The sequence below is a fragment of the Bartonella sp. AP3QHHD genome, assembly GCF_042195765.1.
Lineage (GTDB): Bacteria > Pseudomonadota > Alphaproteobacteria > Rhizobiales > Rhizobiaceae > Bartonella.
Genome location: NZ_JBHIPC010000065.1, coordinates 34,434 through 54,116, shown reverse-complemented (window position 1 = coordinate 54,116; position 19,683 = coordinate 34,434). Strand labels below are relative to the sequence as shown.

Sequence of the window (19,683 nt, the reverse complement as noted above, 5' to 3'; positions counted from 1 at the left end):
AACCTCTTAAAACTATGAAGAAACCGCTTTATAGCGGTCAAGCAATGCAGTCACAATATTTGATGAACAAAGGCTATTGGATGATTTAACCATAAGCAGATCCCCAGAAGAAATTTCTGCTAAAAGGAGAGATAAAATTTTCTCAATATTTTCAGCATAATGAACCTTAACACCAGCAGACAAATCACTGACTAAAGATTTCATCGCCTCACCAAATAGAAAAACCGGATTAGCACCGGAAAGACGTATTGGCTTTATTAAATCACGATGAAGCTTTTCACTATACTCCCCTAACTCTAGCATATCTCCTAAAATAGCAATTCGCCGCCCCTCTTCCCCGACTGGTCCTGTAGCAAGAAGCTCAAGCGCAGCACGCATAGAAGTAGGATTTGCATTATAGCTTTCATCAATGAGATAAAATTCACCCCCATTTGATAAAGACAGTCGATAACGAACACCTCGCCCCTTTTGAGAAGAAAAATAGCGAAAAGAAAGAAGAACAGGCTCTAACTCAACTCCCATAGCATCACAAGCAGCAATAACCCCTAAACTATTTTGCACAATATGGCGTCCTGGAGCACCAATTTGAACCTTCCTATCCCGCCCCCCAATACGCACAATCATAGAAGTACTATCAGTTAGAAGACGTATATCTCGCGCTTGATAATCAGCATCTTTAGTCTCACCAAAGCTTAAGATCTTCTTTACACCGCATTTCTTTGCTTTTTGAACGAGATAAGAAAAAAAATCACTATCCGCATTTAAAATGGCAATTCCTTTTTCATCTAATCCTTCAAAAATTTCAGCTTTTGCCTTTGCTATTTCTTCAAGATTTTTGAAAAAACCCATATGTCCTGCACAAATATGCGTAATGAGAGCAACATGCGGACAAACAAGTTTGACCAGAGGGCGAATCTCATCTCTATGATTCATGCCAATTTCAAAGATACCATAATCACTCTCCATAGGCATCCGCGCTAAAGTGAGTGGAACCCCCCAGCAATTGTTTAAAGAAGCGAGATTCGCATGAACATTCCCAACCGTTGCAAGTGCTTGTTTCAAAGCCTCTTTTGTCGTTGTTTTTCCCACCGATCCTGTTATCGCGATAATCTTAGCTCTTGAACGTTTGCGTGCAGCTTGTGCAAGTTTTTCTAAGGCTTGCAAAACATCAGGAACAACAATAAGTGGAGCCGATATCTTTTTCATATCCCTCAAACGGTGTTCCGCAACGATAAGAACGCCTGCACCTCGTTCATAAGCTTGCGCAGCAAAATCATGACCATCAAGATGATGCCCTTTAATGCAGAAAAAAACATCCCCTTCCGCAAGAGTACGGCTATCAATGGAAACCCCAGAAAAAGTTTCTGGCAGGCTTCCCATTACAACACCATTAACTGCAGCAACAAGTGCTTGCTTATCCCATAAAGTTGTCATTTCTTTCGGTCCTCTAAAGCTTCTATCGCTTTCAGACGATCTGAAAAAGGATAAGTTGTCTGCCCTATAATTTGGCCATCCTCATGACCTTTTCCAGCAATGATTAATGTATCACCAACTTTCAAAAGCTCCACCGCGTAAGAAATAGCCTCTCCACGATCTGCTATCTCTATTGCTGTTGGCACCGCCTGTAAAATATCCTTGCGTATTTTTTCTGGCATTTCTGTGCGAGGATTATCATCCGTTACAATAACAATGTCCGCTTTATCCGCCGCAATTTTTCCCATCAAAGGTCTTTTTCCTTGATCACGATCTCCTCCACAACCAAAAACAACGATCAAACGCCCTTGCGTAAAGGGACGAACAGAAAGCAAAACCTGCTCCAAAGCTTCTGGTTTATGGGCATAATCAATATAAACAGGCGCATTATTTTCTGTCTTTCCCACAAATTCCAACCGCCCAGGTGCCCCCTGCAAAGTTTCAAGCGCAGAAAAAACCTTACGAGGTGAAACACCAGTTGCAATTGCTAACCCCGCTGCCATAAGCGCATTGGCTACCTGAAAATCTCCAGCCAAAGGCAAATCAAATGTATAAATATTATTTTCCACACGACACTCAATACACTGTTTTGAGCGTTGATGTTCAACACGATTAATCGTGATAAATTGCCCCTTACGACCAATTGTCAAGACACGGCGGCGTGCTTGTGTAACAACATCAATAACCTTTTGTGAATAAACATCATCAGCAAAAATCAAAGCAGGAGCAGATACAGGCAAAAGTGTATCAAACAACCTCATTTTAGCCCGCAAATAATCCTCTACCCCCGTGTGATAATCCATGTGATCTCGCCCTAAATTAGTAAAGGCACCAGCCGTTAAACGGACTCCATCAAGTCGTTCTTGATCAAGCCCATGCGAAGAAGCTTCAAGAGCTGCATGAGTCACACCTTCATGAGAAATTTCATAAAGAAGACGGTGCAAGACGACCGGATCAGGTGTTGTGAGAGAACCATAAACATTCCGTTTAGGAGAAACAACACCAACCGTTCCTATACTCGCAGCACAAAATCCAGCATAAGTCCAAATTTGCCGAAGAAAAGAGACAACAGATGTTTTACCACTTGTACCAGTCACAGCAACGACCGTTTCAGGCTGAGAACCGTAAAAACGTGCAGCTGCCAACGCTAAACTATGACGAACATTAGAAACACGTAAAATGGGAACAGATAAATCCTCAAGAACAGCATGACAGTCTGTAACGATTGCTCGTGCGCCACGCTTTATCGCATCATCTATATAGTGTCTTCCATCACTTTTTTTCCCTTGAACAGCGACAAAAACATAGCCCGGCAAAACTTGCCGAGAATCCACACTTATTCCTGTTATTTCTATTGAAGAAAGACTTTCATCTTCAACACATTCTGTAAAAACTGTTCCAAACAACATAACGATGCACCTTTGTATTTATTTTACTGTTGTTTAACGAAACTTGAATTGCTCTTTTTACTTAAAAGAAGCTCATATTCTTTTTTAAAATCGGGTTTTACACCAAGAAAACTAGCTGTGCGACGAATAATATTAGCAAGCATTGGTCCAGCATTCATTCCCGCTGTTGCTGAACGCTGTCCCTCTGCAGGCTTTGGTTCATCAATAATTGTTAAAACAACATAAGCAGGATCTTCAATAGGAAAAGCAGCAAGAAAACTATTGAAATTTTTTGTTTTAGAATATTTTCCATTTTCAACTTTTTCAGCTGTTCCTGTCTTACCACCTACACGATAGCCTTCTACTTTTGCATTACGTCCAGAACCAATATCACTATTTAATTGATAAAGGTAACGCATATTTTGACTTGTTTTAGCCTGCAAAACCCGTTTTGCATGGTGCAGAGTTTGTTCTTTTGTCCGTTTTAAAAATGTCGGAGCAATTAACCAACCACCATTCATTAAAGCAGCAGCCCCGACAGCTGTTTGCAAGGGTGTTGTTGCCATACCATGCCCAAAAGAAATCGTCATAGAATGGATATCCTTCCAATGATGTGGTACAATAGGGTGGGCAACTTCAGGCAACTCTGTTGTGAGACGATCCAGTAATCCAAGTTTTTGCAAAAAACCACGATGTTTATCAATCCCTATCGCCAATGCCTCTTTAGCAGAACCAATATTAGAAGAATAAATAAAAACCTCCCATAACGTTAAGGGTCGATTTTTTCCATGAAAATCATGAATAGTATACCCACTACTTGTTTTTATTGGCTTTGAAGCATCAATAATACTGTTTAAATAAAAAATATTGGAATCAAGTGCCATGGCTGTCGTAAAACTTTTAATAATTGATCCCATTTCAAAAGCTCCTGCCGTCATCCGATTGAGACGATCACTTTTTAAAGCTTCGATAGGATTTCCAGGATCAAAATCTGGTAGTGATGCCAAAGCCAAAACTTCCCCCGTATGTATATTTAAAATAACAGCTCCTGCAGCAATTGCCTTATAACGCTTCATAGCCTGAATAAGTTCATCATGAACAATTGCCTGAACACGCACATCAATCGAAAGCTGAACTTGTTTTAATGATTCTTCCATGGCAAGACCAGCGGCACGCAAAGCACTCAACCCCGCATCATCAATATATTTTTCCATACCTGCAATGCCCTGATTATCAACATTCACCATACCGAGAATATGGGAAGTTACAGGTCCATCAGGATAAAAGCGACGAATTTCAGTCCGAAAACCAATTCCTGGTATACCAAGAGCCATAATTTGCGTCTTCTGCATTGGTGTTAACCCCCGCTGTATCCAAGAAAAACTAGATTTTCTTTTTAAGCGCTTATAGGTTTCCTGCCAATTAAGATCAGGCAAAACTGTTGAGAGCAATTCAATTGTTTCATCCACATCAATAATACGTCGTGGCTCAGCAAAAAGTGAATAAGTTTTAATATCTGTTGCCAATAAACGACCATTACGATCAACGATATCAGGCCGTGCCATCAATTGAAGAACTCCTGGCCCTTTTGCTTCTTCAATCTGTCCACCTTCCAACCCATAAGAAATAAGGCAAGCCCCCATGATGCCATATAAAATTAAAAAGCAGAACAACGAAAAAAGCAAACGTGGACGACTAGAATAGGGACGACGAACAGAAACATTATGATTATTCAACGAATTCTTTAAGCGCTTTTTCTTCTGTGAGAATAAAAAAGTCGATTTCATTACTGCGCGCCTTTTTGGACAACACTATTGATCTGAGAAGCCCGATTATTTGTCAAAATATTTTGATTATCTTCCAAGATATTTTGTTTAATCACTTCTTCAATTTGATCATGTACCCATACCGGAATGTCTTTAAACTCCACGATTTGACGGGGCTGTATAACCTCTAACCCAAGTTCTTTCTGATAACGTTTCGCAAGTTTTTGCATGCGTGAAGGACTTATCATCACAGCCCACTCAGCATGAAGCAAACTTACCGTATTTTTTGCTGCAGCAATTTCATGCTCAAGATGAAGAACTTCGTTCATTCGTTTTTGAACATCATATTTTACCTTATAAGTAAGTCCTGCCATACAAATCATAATCAACACTAAAATCATATCAAATGTACGAAAAACTGTCATTTTTTGCTGCCTTCAAAACTGGCAATCTCTGCTAAACCAAATAATTTCATATCTGCTGCAAGAGCCTCTGCTTCAGTCCGTACACCAATACGCAACCTCGCAGAACGTGAACGAGGATTTTTCTGTAACTCCTCTTTAGTTGCCGTGATCCCACCTCTAAACAAAGGAAAAAATGTTGCTGGAGCAGCCTTTATTTCTGGCAGATAGCGTGATCTCATACATTCTCCAGAACGAGCCGAAAAAAATCTTTTGACCATACGATCTTCAAGAGAATGAAAACTGACAACCCCCAAACGGCCTCCAGCTTTTAAAACGCGTTCAGCAGCAAATAAACCACATGCCAATTCACCAATTTCATCATTAACATAGATACGAAGAGCCTGAAATACACGTGTTGCCGGATGAATACGATCTCCCGGTTTACGTCCTATCAACGTTTCGATAGCATCCGCCAAATCACCTGTACGCAAAAAAGGCTGCACAACACGACGCTTTTCAATCATCCGTGCAATTCGCCCCGCATAACGCTCTTCCCCTAATATCTTAAAAATACGTGCCAAATCCCTTGCTTTTAAATGATTGACAACATCGCTGGCTGTAAAACCAGTCTGAGCCATTCGCATATCCAATGGACCATCTTTTTGAAAAGAAAAACCTCTTTCTGCTTCATCAAGCTGCATTGAAGAGACACCAATATCCAAAATAACTGCATCCACCTTCTCTTCAACGACACGATCGAGCTGTGAAAACGCCATATGGACCAAACGAAGGCGTGGAAAAAATTCTTCAACAAGCGATTGTCCTGCACTTATAGCATGAGGATCACGATCAAGAGCAATCACCTGTGCCCCTGCCTTTAACAAAGCGCGCGTGTAACCACCAGCACCAAAGGTGCCATCAATCACTTTTGTTCCAACCAATGGCATAAGCCCAGCCAAAACTGGCTGTAACAACACTGGAATATGGCGTTCAGCTCTTTGATCCTGCTTTATCAAAATAATCCGTCTTGAAGTTAGGCTGTCTTAAATCAACAGCTCTCTCATGACAACTGATCTTAGAATAACCTGGCCTTCAACTTTCACATTAATCACAATGAACGAAAAAACTAAAGTTATCCCAAAACAGATCCTAACGCATTATACTTAAAGAAATGTTATAATTTTTTAAAACACTCTTTGCTCAAGTGTCCATTTCAAACACATAGACTCCATAAAAGACCATATATAATTGATCTTATAAAATATCGCGTATCATCATGAAATATCAGTCGGCCTATAAGCCGGGTTCTGTAGAGTAAAGCTTACACTTTACATGGCAACCATTCATCTGGGACGGATGTTACCATCCGCCTCGTGCAACCTACCCGAATGACTCGCCCGGAAATCGGCTGCAAATTAAATTTTGCACGTCATTTCTATTTGGTCTTGCTCCCGGTGGGGTTTACCTTGCCACATTCATTACTGAATGCGCGGTGGGCTCTTACTCCACCCTTTCACCCTTACCTATAAAAATAGGCGGTTTACTTTCTGTGGCACTTTCCCTAGGGTCACCCCTGCCGGGTGTTACCCGGCACCGTCTTTCCATGGAGCCCGGACTTTCCTCACCTGCCGTATTTTAGTATCAGACAAGCGCGGCTGCCCAGCCGACTGACATACTAATTTATAAAACATTTTCTGCTCCGTGAAAATAGCATCTTAAAATATTTTATGACAAACCTCTCTCAACAGATGTTTTTATTTTAATGAAGCCAGATAAGTCTTTACTTTTGCGCAATATTTCGCTGAAATAGAATTCATTTTTTTTGCAGCATGGCCTGCATTATATTTAAGGATTGTACCACATGTACTTCCACCACTGAGTTTATAGGCCCGTGCCAAATAACGCATACCATATTCAAGATTGGTCGCAGGATCATACAAATCCTGTACAGAACCACTAAAGCCCAACCCTCGTGCCGTAGAGGGTTTAATTTGCATCAAACCTATTTCGCCAGCAGCCCCCTTTATACCTGCCTTATAATTACTTTCAACTTTTACAACAGCATGTGCTAAATTAACGGGAACATTATATTTATTCGCAAGTTTCTGAATAAGAAACTCATAAGGACGATCAGGAATCTTAGAAGCAACAATCACTGAGGATTCTCCTGATTCCGCAACATTTAAGACACTATGAGTCCAACTTACATCAAATACAAAAAATACAGCACACGCTGTATTTAACAAGATTTTCAAAAATTGCATTTTCTTTCTCTTTACTCAAACATTCTCAAATTCTAGCTGCAAATAATTTGCAAACGTATTGTACAAAAAAAGAAAGCAAAAGAACGGCTTGAAAAAGGAAAGAGTAAGACAATTTCAAGATAAAATTCTGCAACAAAAGAAAATCTCTTTATGCACAAATTATAGATTTATCTATATCATAAAGTAAAAAAAATAAAGATACTATAATTAATCTTATATCGTATTAAATAAAATGATATAATTTGTAAATTTCTGCTATCACTATTGTATCACTCAATTTTTATATTAAAAAAATAGCATCTTAAAGAGAGACAAGAACATCTTTTTACCGAAGATCCTCAATATCAAAAAAGTTTCACAAAAAATATAAACTGTTATCAACACTTCTCTCTGGTTAATAAACACCCACAGCACTCTTTATGTCCGATAAAACCCCAACAAATCATAAAACAAATCCCCGCTCCCATCATTGCGCATAAAAAATTCATAAATATACTAAAACCATCATACTCTTTACCAATTCAAAATATTGCAACAGACTTTTAGCTCTCAAGATGCCTCAAAGAAGCTTTTTACTTCTTTTTTTGAAAGAGCTTTTATCCACACAAGCCTCTCACTTGTAGTGCACAAGAAAGTGATTTTGATTTTTTCACCATGAATAAATTTAAAACGAGAGAATTTTGCAATTCTTAAGATTCTCACTTAATATGAAAATGACAAATTATCATTATAAAACAATATGCTAAAAAAGCTATATCCGTCTTTATCTCTACAACAAAGCTTAACAATTACTTTTGTCTGTTTTTTTGAAAAATGTTAGGAAACTCAATACCCCCAAAGCCTTTTAAATAAAAATAAACCCTCATCTTCATTCAAATATTTTTTCTTTGTCACAGACTACCATCTTATCAGCCTTGCACCTCATTTTCAGAAATCATACAAGTGGATAAATATCCTAAAATCCGTAGAACAAAGAAAGCTTAAATCCTTTAAAAAATTTTTATTTTCTCATATCAAATAAAAAAATAACCGGCATATAAAACACGGTTAACGTGTTTTTTTATAGTCAATACTGCTTTTGTCATTGTAGCGATTGATAATGCAATTAACTTGGACCAATACCCTTGATAGACTTTCTATCACTCCTGTAATGATTGCAACATTACCCTTATACTCCAATTGCTTACCTTTTGAGAGATAAATTTTGTTAATACCTTACAAATTAATTATCTCCTCGCACTTTTCAAGACTTCACGAAAAGCTCTTGCTCCTTAAAATAAAACCCAAAAGCGCGATTAAAAAAATAGCTAAAAATAAGCATTAGCAATGGAAGGACGAGAAATCGCTTTTGAAAGAGCCATAGCAACAGTTTCACCAGATTTGTGAGCCTGCTCACGACTCTGACCACTTTTAAAAGCAAGCGCAATTACATCACGACGCAGCTGCGCAATAAACACCTCTTGCTGTTGAGGACTCATCTTAGAAAGATGCTTGATAATATCTGGAAAAGATACAGACAATCTCTCTAACAACTCCTCCTCTGTTACATCAAGCTTCTGAGAAGAAAAAGAAGAGCGACCGGAAAAAAACTGATAAACAGCACTACTTTGAGAAGCAAAAAAGACAGCGCCAAAAATAAAAAATACAAATAAAATAAAAACAATACGACGCGAAAAAGATTCCATTATCTCTTACCTAAAGATCATAGAACACAAACATAGATTCCTTTTATGATTCTCCTTATAGCATTCAACGATGCTTCAATAAAGAAAAATCAAATTATTGAAAATGAATACGCTAACACTATCCGCCCAACAAAAACTGCCCCTCTATGTATTTAGGTAGTATAGGCGAAACAATAACAGATCTTACACTTCCCCCTAATAACACGCTACAACATCCCCCAAAACAATTATAAAAAGCCTGACTGAGGAAATCCTCAGTCAGGCCAGACAATCTAGGGGATCCACGCGGGGGGGGGGAGGAGGTTCCCCGATCGTCCTCTCACATCAACCACTAAGATAGCCGATGCAATATTCTTGCTATGGAATAAAATTCTTTAAACAACAAGAAATTCTTATCATCTTCTACGCAAAAAAACATAAAAGAGTTATAAATTGTTTAAAAATGTTTAAATTTAGGCAAAAAAAGTTTAAAATGACCCAATTTGAAGCAATTTTATTTCAAGAAGCATCAATTGGAATCTACGATCATTATAACTTTTAAATAGTTTCTTTCATAACTCTGATAATCATAATCAAAAAAAACCGTAATTTCTACGTATCCACCCTATAAAAATCAAACTATATAAAAGTAGAATCACTTTTCCAACAGCAATCACCACAAAAATAAAAATGTAGATTTTTAAAATCTTATCTATCTTCATAAAAAATTCTGTAAATGATTATTAAAATATTGTCGCATCTCTCATGTAACAATCAATGAAGAATTTAAACAGCTTAATTTTATGAAAAAATGAGAACTCTGAAGGTATTTGTTTCGAATCACGTCCTATAATCATTCCAAATAACGATAAACTATTTTACAATAACCAACAGGCTCTAACGCATTTTAACATAACAAACCGAGATCAATGCAGACCGTTTCTCTTAATCTCTATCATTTAAATGATCCCGTAAAATAATACACACAGTAGTTTCTATGCTCAAAAATTGTTATAGTCTGTTCTTCTAACGTAAATAATGCATTGATTTACAATCATAACTCATCATTTTACAACTTACATGAGAGATCTCAAGAACGTGAGATTCCCTTATTTTAAACCTTCGTCTATTGAATCAATGAATAGCCATACTACGGCACATCACAAACAAGAAAAAGCATATGGATAAAAAACATAAAACGATGATGCCCTATCAATTTTACGCTATACTAACGGGCTGCATCATAAAATGAGCAGTAAGCATAAAAAGAAAAAATCACTTTTGGCAAGAAAAATGGACTTATTTAATAACCTTTTTAATAACCTTCATACTTCTCATAATAAAGAGATACGAAACTTTAGTGTAATATCACGCTTTTCTTTTCTACTTTCATCCACGGACTATCCATAGATTATCGTCAATCTTATTTTTATGAATATAATGAAAAACACATAGACAAACGCCATATATGAATGCTTGTAAGAAGAAATAAACGTAAAGTCAGATACGCTATTATAACCATTGTTGTACAAAATGTTTTTAAAATTCAGAATATCACTCCAATCCATTACTAATTTATGAGTAATTTTATGGCGTCATCTACCAAGCTTTTACGTTTTCTATTACTTGTAAATCAACACCTGCTCCTAACATGGCAATATGCTTGAGATAAAGACTAGAGCAAATGAGAACCATGTAAACAGTCCCAGCTTTTATATGCCCAATTAGAGTAAAAATATTTACGTCTGTTTGAGTAATCTTAAAAAAGCCATCATTTATTTTGAACGAAACATAAAAGCCCAAAGATAAAAAACTATTGCCATCTTTACCATCCCTTTCATTTGCCTTTACGACTTTCAAACACGCTCATAACGCTGTGTTTTAAATAATGAAAATCATGCATTGTCTTACCCTTTTACCCCTTCGTCTTTTTAGAGCATCTTTTTGCACCCCTCACTAAAAATTCCAAGGTACTTCTTATCTAAGCACCTGTTTAAAGAAACATCGTAAGATCTATTGGGTACCACCATTTTTGACATTTATGAAGGTATGAGCCATCACTATATTATATTGTGCGCTATTACATCATATCGCCGCCGCTCTCATATTTAGAAATATGTATTTCCTTTTACAAACGGTATTATTTAGATAAATATCTTCTCTTGTAACAAACAAACAGACTCTTTTGGATTCTGCAACAGGAAATTTGAAATGAAAAAATATTCCTATATTCGAGCCTCTCATTGAAATCTAAAAAATCAATATATTGGCTAATAAAACAAATATGATATCAAGACACCTTAAATAACGATCCTCATAGGCTTAACTCTATAGAAGATGCTTTCATTACACAGTACACAGCCACCAAGCCCCTGTAAAACACCAATACTCTCATATAAAAACATAATACAAATGTAAAAAACAATAGATTATCAATGATTGAATAAAGTTTTATCTCTACGCTATTCCTTAAGAAAAATCAGAGAATAAAGCAGGTCAACAAACGCGATTTATGCAAAATTGACTTGTTTATCTTTGATATCGTCAACTAATAAACGCGGATCACGAGCAAGCCAAAGCGTAACCATACCTTTCTCACTGTTTTCATTTTGTATAGGAGTAAGACAAACCGTTTGTTCTAGAACAAGTCTCGTATTTTTAAGCCATTGTTCTATTTGTAAAGCCGAAAATCCAAAACGCGTATGTGCTTGATCAGAATATGAAGACTCAATTTCATGATAACCAAAATCCACAATCAATAAACGTCCATGAGGACGCAAAACACTTGATATCTCATGAAGGAATATTTCAGGGTTTTCAAAAAAATGTAAAACCCAATGAAGAATAACTAAATCAAAAGTTGTATCTCCAACAGACAAGTGAAAAACATTGCTATCAAGCACGACTTGAACCGCATGCGTATAAAGATTAGAAAACAATTTTAAGATAGAGTCTTCACCTCTTCCAATATTCAGCATCGTCTGAAATGGTTTATCGCCAATGATTTCAAGTAAAGCGTTTTCTACACCATGATCTGCCATATAAGATGACCGTAATACATCCCGTTGCAACGCATTTTGTAAGAAATACTTCTTCCTCGTTTTTTGACGCTGCTTTTTAACATCCTTCAAACGTTCTAAATCATGCGCTAACAACACATCATTCTTTGGCAAAGCCGAAAGAACACCCATCACAATGTCTTCACCCCAAAAATCATGACAAAGCTTAAAATAAAGGCTATCCCCCTTCTGATAACGCTCAATCAATCGTGCTTCGTACAATAAACGTAAATATCGTGATATACATGCTTGCGACTGATCAAGAATAAAAATAAAATCAGGGATTGTTAAATCTTCATGATGTAAGAGCCTAAGAACACGTAAATGGCTTACTTCTGCGACCGCTTTCAGCAGCTCAACCATTGCATCTAAACTTGCACTTTTTTTCATAATTATCCCCTCAACATTCCTATAAACATTTGTTTATAGGAAAAAAATTCAAGTATACAACGCATATTCTCATCTATTTTGTGCTCTCTATTTTATCATACTATGAAAAAAATAGGCTAATGTAAAAAACGAACAGATCTTATCCATCTGCTTCTCATTATAATATTCATGATAAATCAATCCAAATCATTCTCTTACAGCTCATAAACAGAGAGGACATATAGATAAAAATATCTTTTATGCCCACCTCAAAACAAAAACTGTATACCATTGAGAAAAAATAAATAACATGATGATGCCAGCTTGCATTTTTATTAAGTAAAGATGGTAATGCTCAATGACCAGAGCATTTGTAGAAGTAGTGCTATACTCTTCATCTCCTCCTTTTCATTGCAATTTTACAAGAAATAACCGGTTATATATCATGATTAGAACAACCCTATTTAGGCTATAATTTCATAAAGTGTCTCTTACTCTTTTCAATGAATAAAAACTCCCACAGAGTACACACACTCTTTATTTATGAAATAACAAACGCAATAAAATACACTATTATTCCAACAAAGTTGAGATAAGATAAAAAATTCTAGCGTGTAAGAGGTTTATAATTTGCATGCTTAGGATTAAGAGATTCCGCCCCAAGACGACGAACTTTATCAGCCTCATATTCAGCAAAATTACCTTCAAACCATTCTACATGACCATCACCTTCAAAGGCTAAAATATGTGTTGCCAATCGATCAAGAAACATACGATCATGCGATATGATAACTGCACAACCAGCGAAATTTTCCAATGCATCTTCCAATGCACCCAATGTTTCAGTATCAAGATCATTTGTCGGTTCATCAAGAAGAAGCACATTCCCCCCCTCTTTTAGAAGTTTCGCCAAATGTACGCGATTGCGCTGCCCTCCTGATAAATTTGCCACCTTCTGCTGCTGATCTGCCCCCTTGAAATTAAAAGCCCCGCAATAAGCGCGGCTATTCATCTCATATTTGCCTAATTTAATAATGTCATTTCCACCAGAAATTTCCCCCCAAACAGTTTTATCCCCCACCAAGGAATCGCGACTCTGATCCACATAACTCATGTGAACTGTTTCACCGATACGTATCTGACCTGAATCGGGCTTTTCCTGTCCCGTCAACATTTTAAACAAGGTCGACTTTCCCATACCATTGGCCCCAATAACGCCGACAATGCCACCAGCAGGAAGTTTAAAAGAAAGAGAATCAATCAATACACGTTCACCATAAGCTTTAGAGAGATTATCAACCTCAATAACAACCTGTCCTAATCTTTCTCCAATAGGAATAATGATTTGCGCCTCTCCAGGACGGCGCTCACGTGCTGCTTGAACCAACTCATCATAAGCCTTAATCCGAGCTTTTGACTTTGCTTGTCGCCCTTTTGGACTAGAAGCGATCCATTCTTGCTCACGTGATAAAGCACGTTGACGCGCTGCCTCTTCACGGCCTTCCTGAGCCAAACGCTTGGCTTTAGCCCCCAAATAAGCAGAATAGTTCCCCTCATAAGGAATACCTCTACCGCGATCTAATTCTAAAATCCAACCCGTTACATTGTCGAGAAAATAACGATCATGGGTTATCAAAAGCACAGCCCCAGGATATTCACGTAGATGCCTCTCAAGCCAAGCCGTCGTTTCAGCATCTAAATGGTTTGTCGGTTCATCCAAAAGTAATAAATCAGGTTTTGACAAAAGCAATTTACAAAGTGCAACACGCCGCTTCTCACCACCCGAAAGTTTTGTTACATCCCCATCGGCTGGCGGACAGCCAAGAGCAGCCATAGCCATTTCCACTTGACTTTCTAAATCCCAAAGATTCTGACTGTCAATAATGTCCTGAAGCTGTGCACTTTCATCAGCCGTTTCCTCGCTATAATTCATCATCAATTCGTTATAACGCTCAAGAACTTCCTGTTTATCTGCAACACCTTCCATCACATTACCACGCACATCTTTGCTCGCATCAAGCAAAGGTTCTTGTGGTAGATAACCACAGCGAGCTCCTTCAGAAATCCATGCTTCTCCCGTATATTCCTTATCTAGCCCAGCCATAATACGTAAAATAGTTGACTTCCCTGCACCATTCGGCCCTAAAATACCGATCTTCGCATCTGGATAAAAAGACAAATGAATATTTTCTAGAACTTTTTTATTGCCGTAAGACTTGTTAAGCCCAGCCATATGATAGATAAATTGACGTGCCATAAATTTCTCTTTATATTATGCGATATTAAAGATTAGGATTTTGAAAAAACTGCTTTTGCTTTTTGAAACTGTACAGTAAATAGCACTTACGTCGTATCAAAAGCTTTCGCTCTATATTGGTACATTTTTTCTAATCTCACAAGCCCCAGTATGGTCCTGAATGCAAAAAAACATCCCCCTAAAGAGCAAAAAGCAAATCTTTTTAGCTGTACCTGAAACCTGTTATCAAACATTGCCTCTCTTTTCCATACCAGATATAACATTGTATTTTTATCGTATTAAACCGACTTATCAATGTAATATGGTACCACAAAGAAAAGCAATTCTCTATGCGCCTTCTTTTCTCGCTTTATGGGCTTTATATTACGCAGTAAAAAATCCTTCTCTTTTTTCATCGATTTTTTGCTACGGAAAGCAATGGACTTCACCCCTTGCCTTGATATGGCTTAAATTACGTTTACAAAACGACCGCCGCCTTATGGGATCTGACGTTCCAAGCCCAATGATCATGAAAGCTTTGCATCAACACGTAGCAACAAATGAATACAGTGCACTTCCCATTGGTACGTGGTTACAATTCGTAAAAAACTATAAAACCAATTGTAAAAACTTATCCATTCCCCTCTTTTGGCTTGATAATTATAAAAATAATATCAATATCCAGCATATCATTTCAAAACTTCAAGACGACATATAGCTTTTTAAAAATACGATAAAAGCTCATCTCGTATAGGAATATATTTATGGAAAAAAAAGCCTTAATCGTCATTGATGTTCAAAATGACTTCTTACTAGGTGGAGCACTTGCCGTACCACAAGGTGATGCTATTTTACCCGCCGTCAATAATCTCATAAATCATTTTGATCACATTATCTTAACCCAAGACTGGCATCCCAAAAACCATTGCAGCTTTGCTTCCTGCTATCCTGAAAAAAAGCCCTATGATACAGTCACTCTTGACTATGGTCCTCAAATACTTTGGCCTGATCATTGCATACGAGGAACACAAGGAGCAGAATTTCATCCATCTCTTAGAGTGGAAAAGGCACAACTTATCCTTAGAAAAGGCTATAATCAAAAAATGGATAGCTATTCTGCTTTTCTTGAAAATGATCAAAAAACACCAACAGGTTTACAAGTTTATCTTAAAGAACATGGTTTTACTAAGCTCATTATGTGTGGCTTAGCAACTGATTTTTGTGTCGGATTTTCTGCTCTTCACGCTATGCAATGCGGTTTTAAAGTCAGTGTTTCATTAAATGCCTGTGCTGGTATTGATGTAAACGGATCACTAAACACTATGCTTAAAACAATGAACGAAGCCGGTATAGAACTTTTAATGGTCTCTTAAAATATCCTTCTCTAATCTACCATTATAATACACTGATTTATAAAGGATAAATTATTTTGCACATATTTAAGTAAGAGTTCAGAATATCGTAAATTCTCTCATTTCAAACCTGTTTCAAAACCATTCTCTTACACGTTACAAAGAGAATCCAATGTATGAATAGAAATCATTCAAAAAAACAGCAAAAAGGCCTCTTATGAACCATTAATGCAAAAGCTTGTCATAATATTGAAAGCTGGTAAAAAGTATAGCATCAGCTTTCTGTCTTATATTTAGGTCAAAAAGTATCCTAGAGATTGTATATTATTCCCTTCATGGGTAGTATTATGCAATAAACTCAACTTAAAAAAACGCAAATAAGCAATAAAATAGTATTTTATTTTGCATAAAAGACCTCTTTCTATTCAAAGATATGCGATAAACAAAAGTTTGAAAAAGGAAGAGATCTCCATTACTTAGATACAACATGTTTATCCAATTGACGATGCTTAAAACGAATCGAAGAATATAATGCCATTCCAATAATACAGACTCCCACAAGTCCTGTTAAAACTTCAGGAACCGATATAATCGTTTGCAGATACATAATCACTGCAAGAACTAGAATTGCATAAAAAGCACCATGCTCTAAATAACGATAATGCAATAATGTTCCTGATTCAACCAACATAATTGTCATAGAACGAACGTAAAATGCTCCGATACCAAGACCTATCGCAATAATAAAAAGGTTGTGTGAAAAGGCAAAAGCACCAACCACGCCATCGAAAGAAAAACTAGCATCAAGAACTTCTAAATAAAGAAACGCCCCTACTCCCCCGTGAGCTACTGTTGTTAAAGTCTTTTGAGGAGTATCCAAAAGATGACCGACAACTTCAACACCGATAAAGGTCAAAAGTCCATAAAGTGCTGCCAATAAAAAAGTTATTTTATTTTCTGCGTCAATCTGACCTGAAACCAATAAGATCAAAATCAAAACAATTGCAATATCAATTCCAACAAGCGCCCCAAACTTTTGAGCAGGTTTCTCTATAACATTAAGCCAATGCACTTCTTTTTCAGAATCAAAAAAATATTTTAAGCCAACCATCATAAGGAAAGTTCCTCCAAAAGCAGCAATCCCCATATGCGCATCGGTTAAAACTTCAGCATATCGATGTGGTTCCCATATCGCTAATTTGACTGCCGCAATTGGATTAATCCCAACAGCAACGACAACCACCAATAATGGAAAAACAATTCTCATCCCAAATACAGCTATCAAAATGCCCCACATAAGAAAACGACGACGCCACAATGGACTCATTCTACTAAGAACACGCGCATTGATAATAGAATTATCAAAAGATAAAGAAATTTCCAAAACTCCTAAAACAAAGCAAATAAAAAAATATTTAAGAAAACCAGTAATACTTTCCGTTTCAAACCAACCAATAACCCCTCCTAAAAAGACACCAATAATCGTGAAAAAAAAAGCAAACCCAAAATAGCGTAATAGGGCCATGATCATTCCTCAAAGTTTATTTTCTACTTCATCTAAGCACACCCAGTACCAATCCAAAGTTTGCATCTCTTTAAAGTTGCATCTATTAATGCAGAGGTGTATAGAATATATATGGTAAAGTTACATGAAAATTCTCTCAAAAAAAGCAAGAGACAAATGTAGCAACAAGGAATTTTGTTTTGAAGTGAATATCAATTGTCAATACAATAAGTGCAAGATTGCTTTCTAGCTACACAAATAAAAAAACAACAAGAAATTAAAGCTATAATATTGACATTATATCATAGAATATTAATACATAGTGTGCTTTTATTATTTAATGATTTATACCATGATGATTTACCGAGGGAGATAATTCGTGGCACGTCCTGAAACTGAATCAAAAACCATATTTGGAAAACGTTTACGTTATGTACGTCTTGCTTTAGGCGATCCATCACGTGAAACCTTAGCTAAAAGTTTTAGCATGACAAAAAATTCCATTGCTTTTTATGAGCGTGGAGAGAGAGAACCCAATCTTAGTGTCTTACAAACATACCGCACGTTATATGGTGTCAATATTAATTGGCTTTTAACTGGACAAGGAAAAATGTTTGACACCGAATATACAAAAGGTGATTTTGACTGGAATTATTTTATTAAAAAAATCGAGGGGCTGGAAGAAACTCTTGCCGATAGTGATCGTAACGAAAAACTAAATCAAGAAAAAATCGACAGTTCTTATGAAAAATTGCAGCAATATTTGTCAAGACAAGGTTTATCAAATGGTTTTAACCCTAAAACTACAACCTCTCTTATCGATATGAAAGCTAAAATGGCCAATTCTTATACCCTTAGCTTATTCATTGATTTACTCATTCGAAGCGTATCCCAAAAAGAGGTTATAGCTAATCAATAAACGTCTATTTAAAAAGAAAAAACAAGAAATGATTAAACTCTACCAGTATGGAAAAAAGTATTTTTTACTTTATCCTTGCTGGTGAAATTTTATATAATTTATAAACTTTTTTCTGTAACGACAGAAAAATATTTGCGTTGTAAATGAAAGTATAGTGTCTTTAAATTAAAAAAAATAATTTTATAGTATAAAATTCTCATTCATATCTTATTGACAATAAATTTTTTCTTGTTAAAAGAATAATAGCTCTCATAGAAATTATTTTTTAAGGTCAGAAAATTTAAGGGGAATATATTGACGACTTCCTAGAGAGACATACATTAATGTTTACAAGCGGATTAGTTAAATATTTATCCTGAAAATTATCAGCTATTTTATGAGGTGGGAAGCATGTATTTTGAGGTGTTTCAAGGAGTTCACAATCAATGGTACTGGCGTTTAATCTCAGGAGATGCACAAAAAATTGCTTTTTCTAGTAAAGGTTATCCAACAAAACAAGATATCCTAATCAATATTGAGCAAATAAAAGAAATTACACATAAGGCTCTTATTAGAGAACTACAGTCCTAACGTTCTTTACCATTAAAACAAGCGTCTATTTTGTATAATGGTATGGTAGTCACTTTTGTGATAAATGAAAAGTGATTGATTTCCCCTCAATGAGAGGAAGTTCTGTATTATTTCTGACACTCACAAATGACAGTCATATTCTTACAGATTATATGTTTATTTTCAATCATACTCAAATCTCTATAGCCTTTATCAAAAAGAAAATCTTTTAAGTTTTGTATTTTTCATAAAAAATAAACGCACATGAAGAGAAGATAAATCATCAATGAGAAATATATTTACTCTACAAGATATTAATATCTTTTACGTTCATATTCCTCTTCTGTATCTGATAATCATAACTGACTTACCCATTTCATCTTCATAAAAAGCAAATATCTCTTTCTTTCTATTATCATGCAATTTTTTATACCTATTAGCTGAAACTATCGTAGCATTTATACCTTACATCTAAAAAGAACGTGCAAAATTGTTTTCAGTAATAATATAAAATTGCTGGATTGTATAGACGCGCTTTTTAATAACCAGCCTACCTATAAACTGGTTTATCATCATAAACTCTTATTTTATGATCAACGACGCTCTGTCTTATAAACTTAAATGTTGTCATAAAATCAGAGTAAACTTGAATATTCTCTTCCAATACAATCTCTCCATCAGCACCATAATTGGCTTCATTAAAGTTTATCTCTCTCGTCATTCCAATCTTCCTAAC

General features: G+C 36.2%; 16 protein-coding genes and 1 other RNA gene. 4 read left to right on the top strand and 13 right to left on the bottom strand.

Going from position 1 to position 19,683, the window contains the following annotated elements; genetic code table 11:
- Positions 1-12 precede the first annotated feature (12 nt).
- The 11 genes from murF to ettA form a co-directional block, all read right to left on the bottom strand.
- A complete protein-coding gene (gene murF / locus ACFIL7_RS03705; protein WP_375634625.1) occupies positions 13-1,434 on the bottom strand; it encodes a UDP-N-acetylmuramoyl-tripeptide--D-alanyl-D-alanine ligase in 1,422 nt (473 codons plus the stop codon).
- A complete protein-coding gene (locus ACFIL7_RS03700) occupies positions 1,431-2,882 on the bottom strand; it encodes a UDP-N-acetylmuramoyl-L-alanyl-D-glutamate--2,6-diaminopimelate ligase (RefSeq protein ID WP_375634626.1) in 1,452 nt (483 codons plus the stop codon). Before ACFIL7_RS03700 ends, murF begins: the two co-directional genes overlap by 4 nt.
- A 23-nt stretch (positions 2,883-2,905) precedes the next feature.
- Positions 2,906-4,648: a peptidoglycan D,D-transpeptidase FtsI family protein gene (locus tag ACFIL7_RS03695; protein ID WP_375634627.1), complete on the bottom strand. Its 1,743-nt coding sequence runs from the start codon at positions 4,646-4,648 to the stop codon at positions 2,906-2,908.
- The gene (locus ACFIL7_RS03690) at positions 4,648-5,052 is read right to left on the bottom strand and encodes a hypothetical protein (RefSeq protein WP_375634628.1); all 405 of its coding nucleotides are present in this window, start codon (positions 5,050-5,052) and stop codon (positions 4,648-4,650) included. Before ACFIL7_RS03690 ends, ACFIL7_RS03695 begins: the two co-directional genes overlap by 1 nt.
- Positions 5,049-6,047 (bottom strand): 16S rRNA (cytosine(1402)-N(4))-methyltransferase RsmH, encoded by a 999-nt coding sequence (rsmH, locus tag ACFIL7_RS03685; RefSeq protein WP_375634629.1) that lies wholly within the window; start codon positions 6,045-6,047, stop codon positions 5,049-5,051. The genes ACFIL7_RS03690 and rsmH overlap by 4 nt, the downstream gene beginning before the upstream one ends.
- A gap of 264 nt (positions 6,048-6,311) precedes the next feature.
- Positions 6,312-6,702, bottom strand: an RNA gene (rnpB, locus tag ACFIL7_RS03680) — RNase P RNA component class A.
- An 83-nt stretch (positions 6,703-6,785) separates the two neighbouring features.
- On the bottom strand, positions 6,786-7,295 hold the full coding sequence (locus ACFIL7_RS03675; protein WP_375633015.1) for a lytic transglycosylase domain-containing protein: 510 nt from the start codon (positions 7,293-7,295) through the stop codon (positions 6,786-6,788).
- 1,307 nt (positions 7,296-8,602) lie between these two features.
- Entirely contained in the window at positions 8,603-8,980 is a 378-nt protein-coding gene (locus tag ACFIL7_RS03670) for a hypothetical protein (RefSeq protein ID WP_375618214.1), read from the bottom strand.
- Between the two features lie 1,578 nt (positions 8,981-10,558).
- Complete coding sequence (locus ACFIL7_RS03665; RefSeq protein ID WP_375634630.1) at positions 10,559-10,819, bottom strand: hypothetical protein; 261 nt, start codon at positions 10,817-10,819, stop codon at positions 10,559-10,561.
- 650 nt (positions 10,820-11,469) lie between these two features.
- On the bottom strand, positions 11,470-12,408 hold the full coding sequence (locus ACFIL7_RS03660) for an ArsR/SmtB family transcription factor (RefSeq protein WP_375634631.1): 939 nt from the start codon (positions 12,406-12,408) through the stop codon (positions 11,470-11,472).
- Between the two features lie 586 nt (positions 12,409-12,994).
- Complete coding sequence (ettA, locus tag ACFIL7_RS03655) at positions 12,995-14,644, bottom strand: energy-dependent translational throttle protein EttA (RefSeq protein ID WP_375633021.1); 1,650 nt, start codon at positions 14,642-14,644, stop codon at positions 12,995-12,997.
- Between the two features lie 160 nt (positions 14,645-14,804).
- On the opposite strand from ettA, the gene ACFIL7_RS03650 reads away from it, so the two are divergent.
- Both ACFIL7_RS03650 and pncA read left to right on the top strand, forming a co-directional pair.
- Positions 14,805-15,341 (top strand): hypothetical protein, encoded by a 537-nt coding sequence (locus ACFIL7_RS03650; protein ID WP_375618210.1) that lies wholly within the window; start codon positions 14,805-14,807, stop codon positions 15,339-15,341.
- A gap of 46 nt (positions 15,342-15,387) precedes the next feature.
- Positions 15,388-15,996: a bifunctional nicotinamidase/pyrazinamidase gene (gene pncA / locus ACFIL7_RS03645; protein ID WP_375618209.1), complete on the top strand. Its 609-nt coding sequence runs from the start codon at positions 15,388-15,390 to the stop codon at positions 15,994-15,996.
- A 451-nt stretch (positions 15,997-16,447) separates the two neighbouring features.
- Here the strand turns inward: pncA and ACFIL7_RS03640 are convergent, their stop codons facing one another.
- Positions 16,448-17,500: a DUF475 domain-containing protein gene (locus ACFIL7_RS03640; protein ID WP_375633023.1), complete on the bottom strand. Its 1,053-nt coding sequence runs from the start codon at positions 17,498-17,500 to the stop codon at positions 16,448-16,450.
- A 358-nt stretch (positions 17,501-17,858) separates the two neighbouring features.
- On the opposite strand from ACFIL7_RS03640, the gene ACFIL7_RS03635 reads away from it, so the two are divergent.
- Both ACFIL7_RS03635 and ACFIL7_RS03630 read left to right on the top strand, forming a co-directional pair.
- Positions 17,859-18,398: a helix-turn-helix domain-containing protein gene (locus ACFIL7_RS03635; RefSeq protein ID WP_375611979.1), complete on the top strand. Its 540-nt coding sequence runs from the start codon at positions 17,859-17,861 to the stop codon at positions 18,396-18,398.
- A 390-nt stretch (positions 18,399-18,788) separates the two neighbouring features.
- Positions 18,789-18,968 carry a DUF1508 domain-containing protein gene (locus ACFIL7_RS03630; protein ID WP_142416545.1) on the top strand — a complete coding sequence of 60 codons (180 nt, stop codon included), beginning with the start codon at positions 18,789-18,791 and terminating at the stop codon, positions 18,966-18,968.
- Between the two features lie 529 nt (positions 18,969-19,497).
- Here ACFIL7_RS03630 and ACFIL7_RS03625 read toward each other — a convergent pair.
- On the bottom strand, positions 19,498-19,668 hold the full coding sequence (locus ACFIL7_RS03625; protein WP_375621377.1) for a hypothetical protein: 171 nt from the start codon (positions 19,666-19,668) through the stop codon (positions 19,498-19,500).
- Positions 19,669-19,683 lie beyond the last annotated feature (15 nt).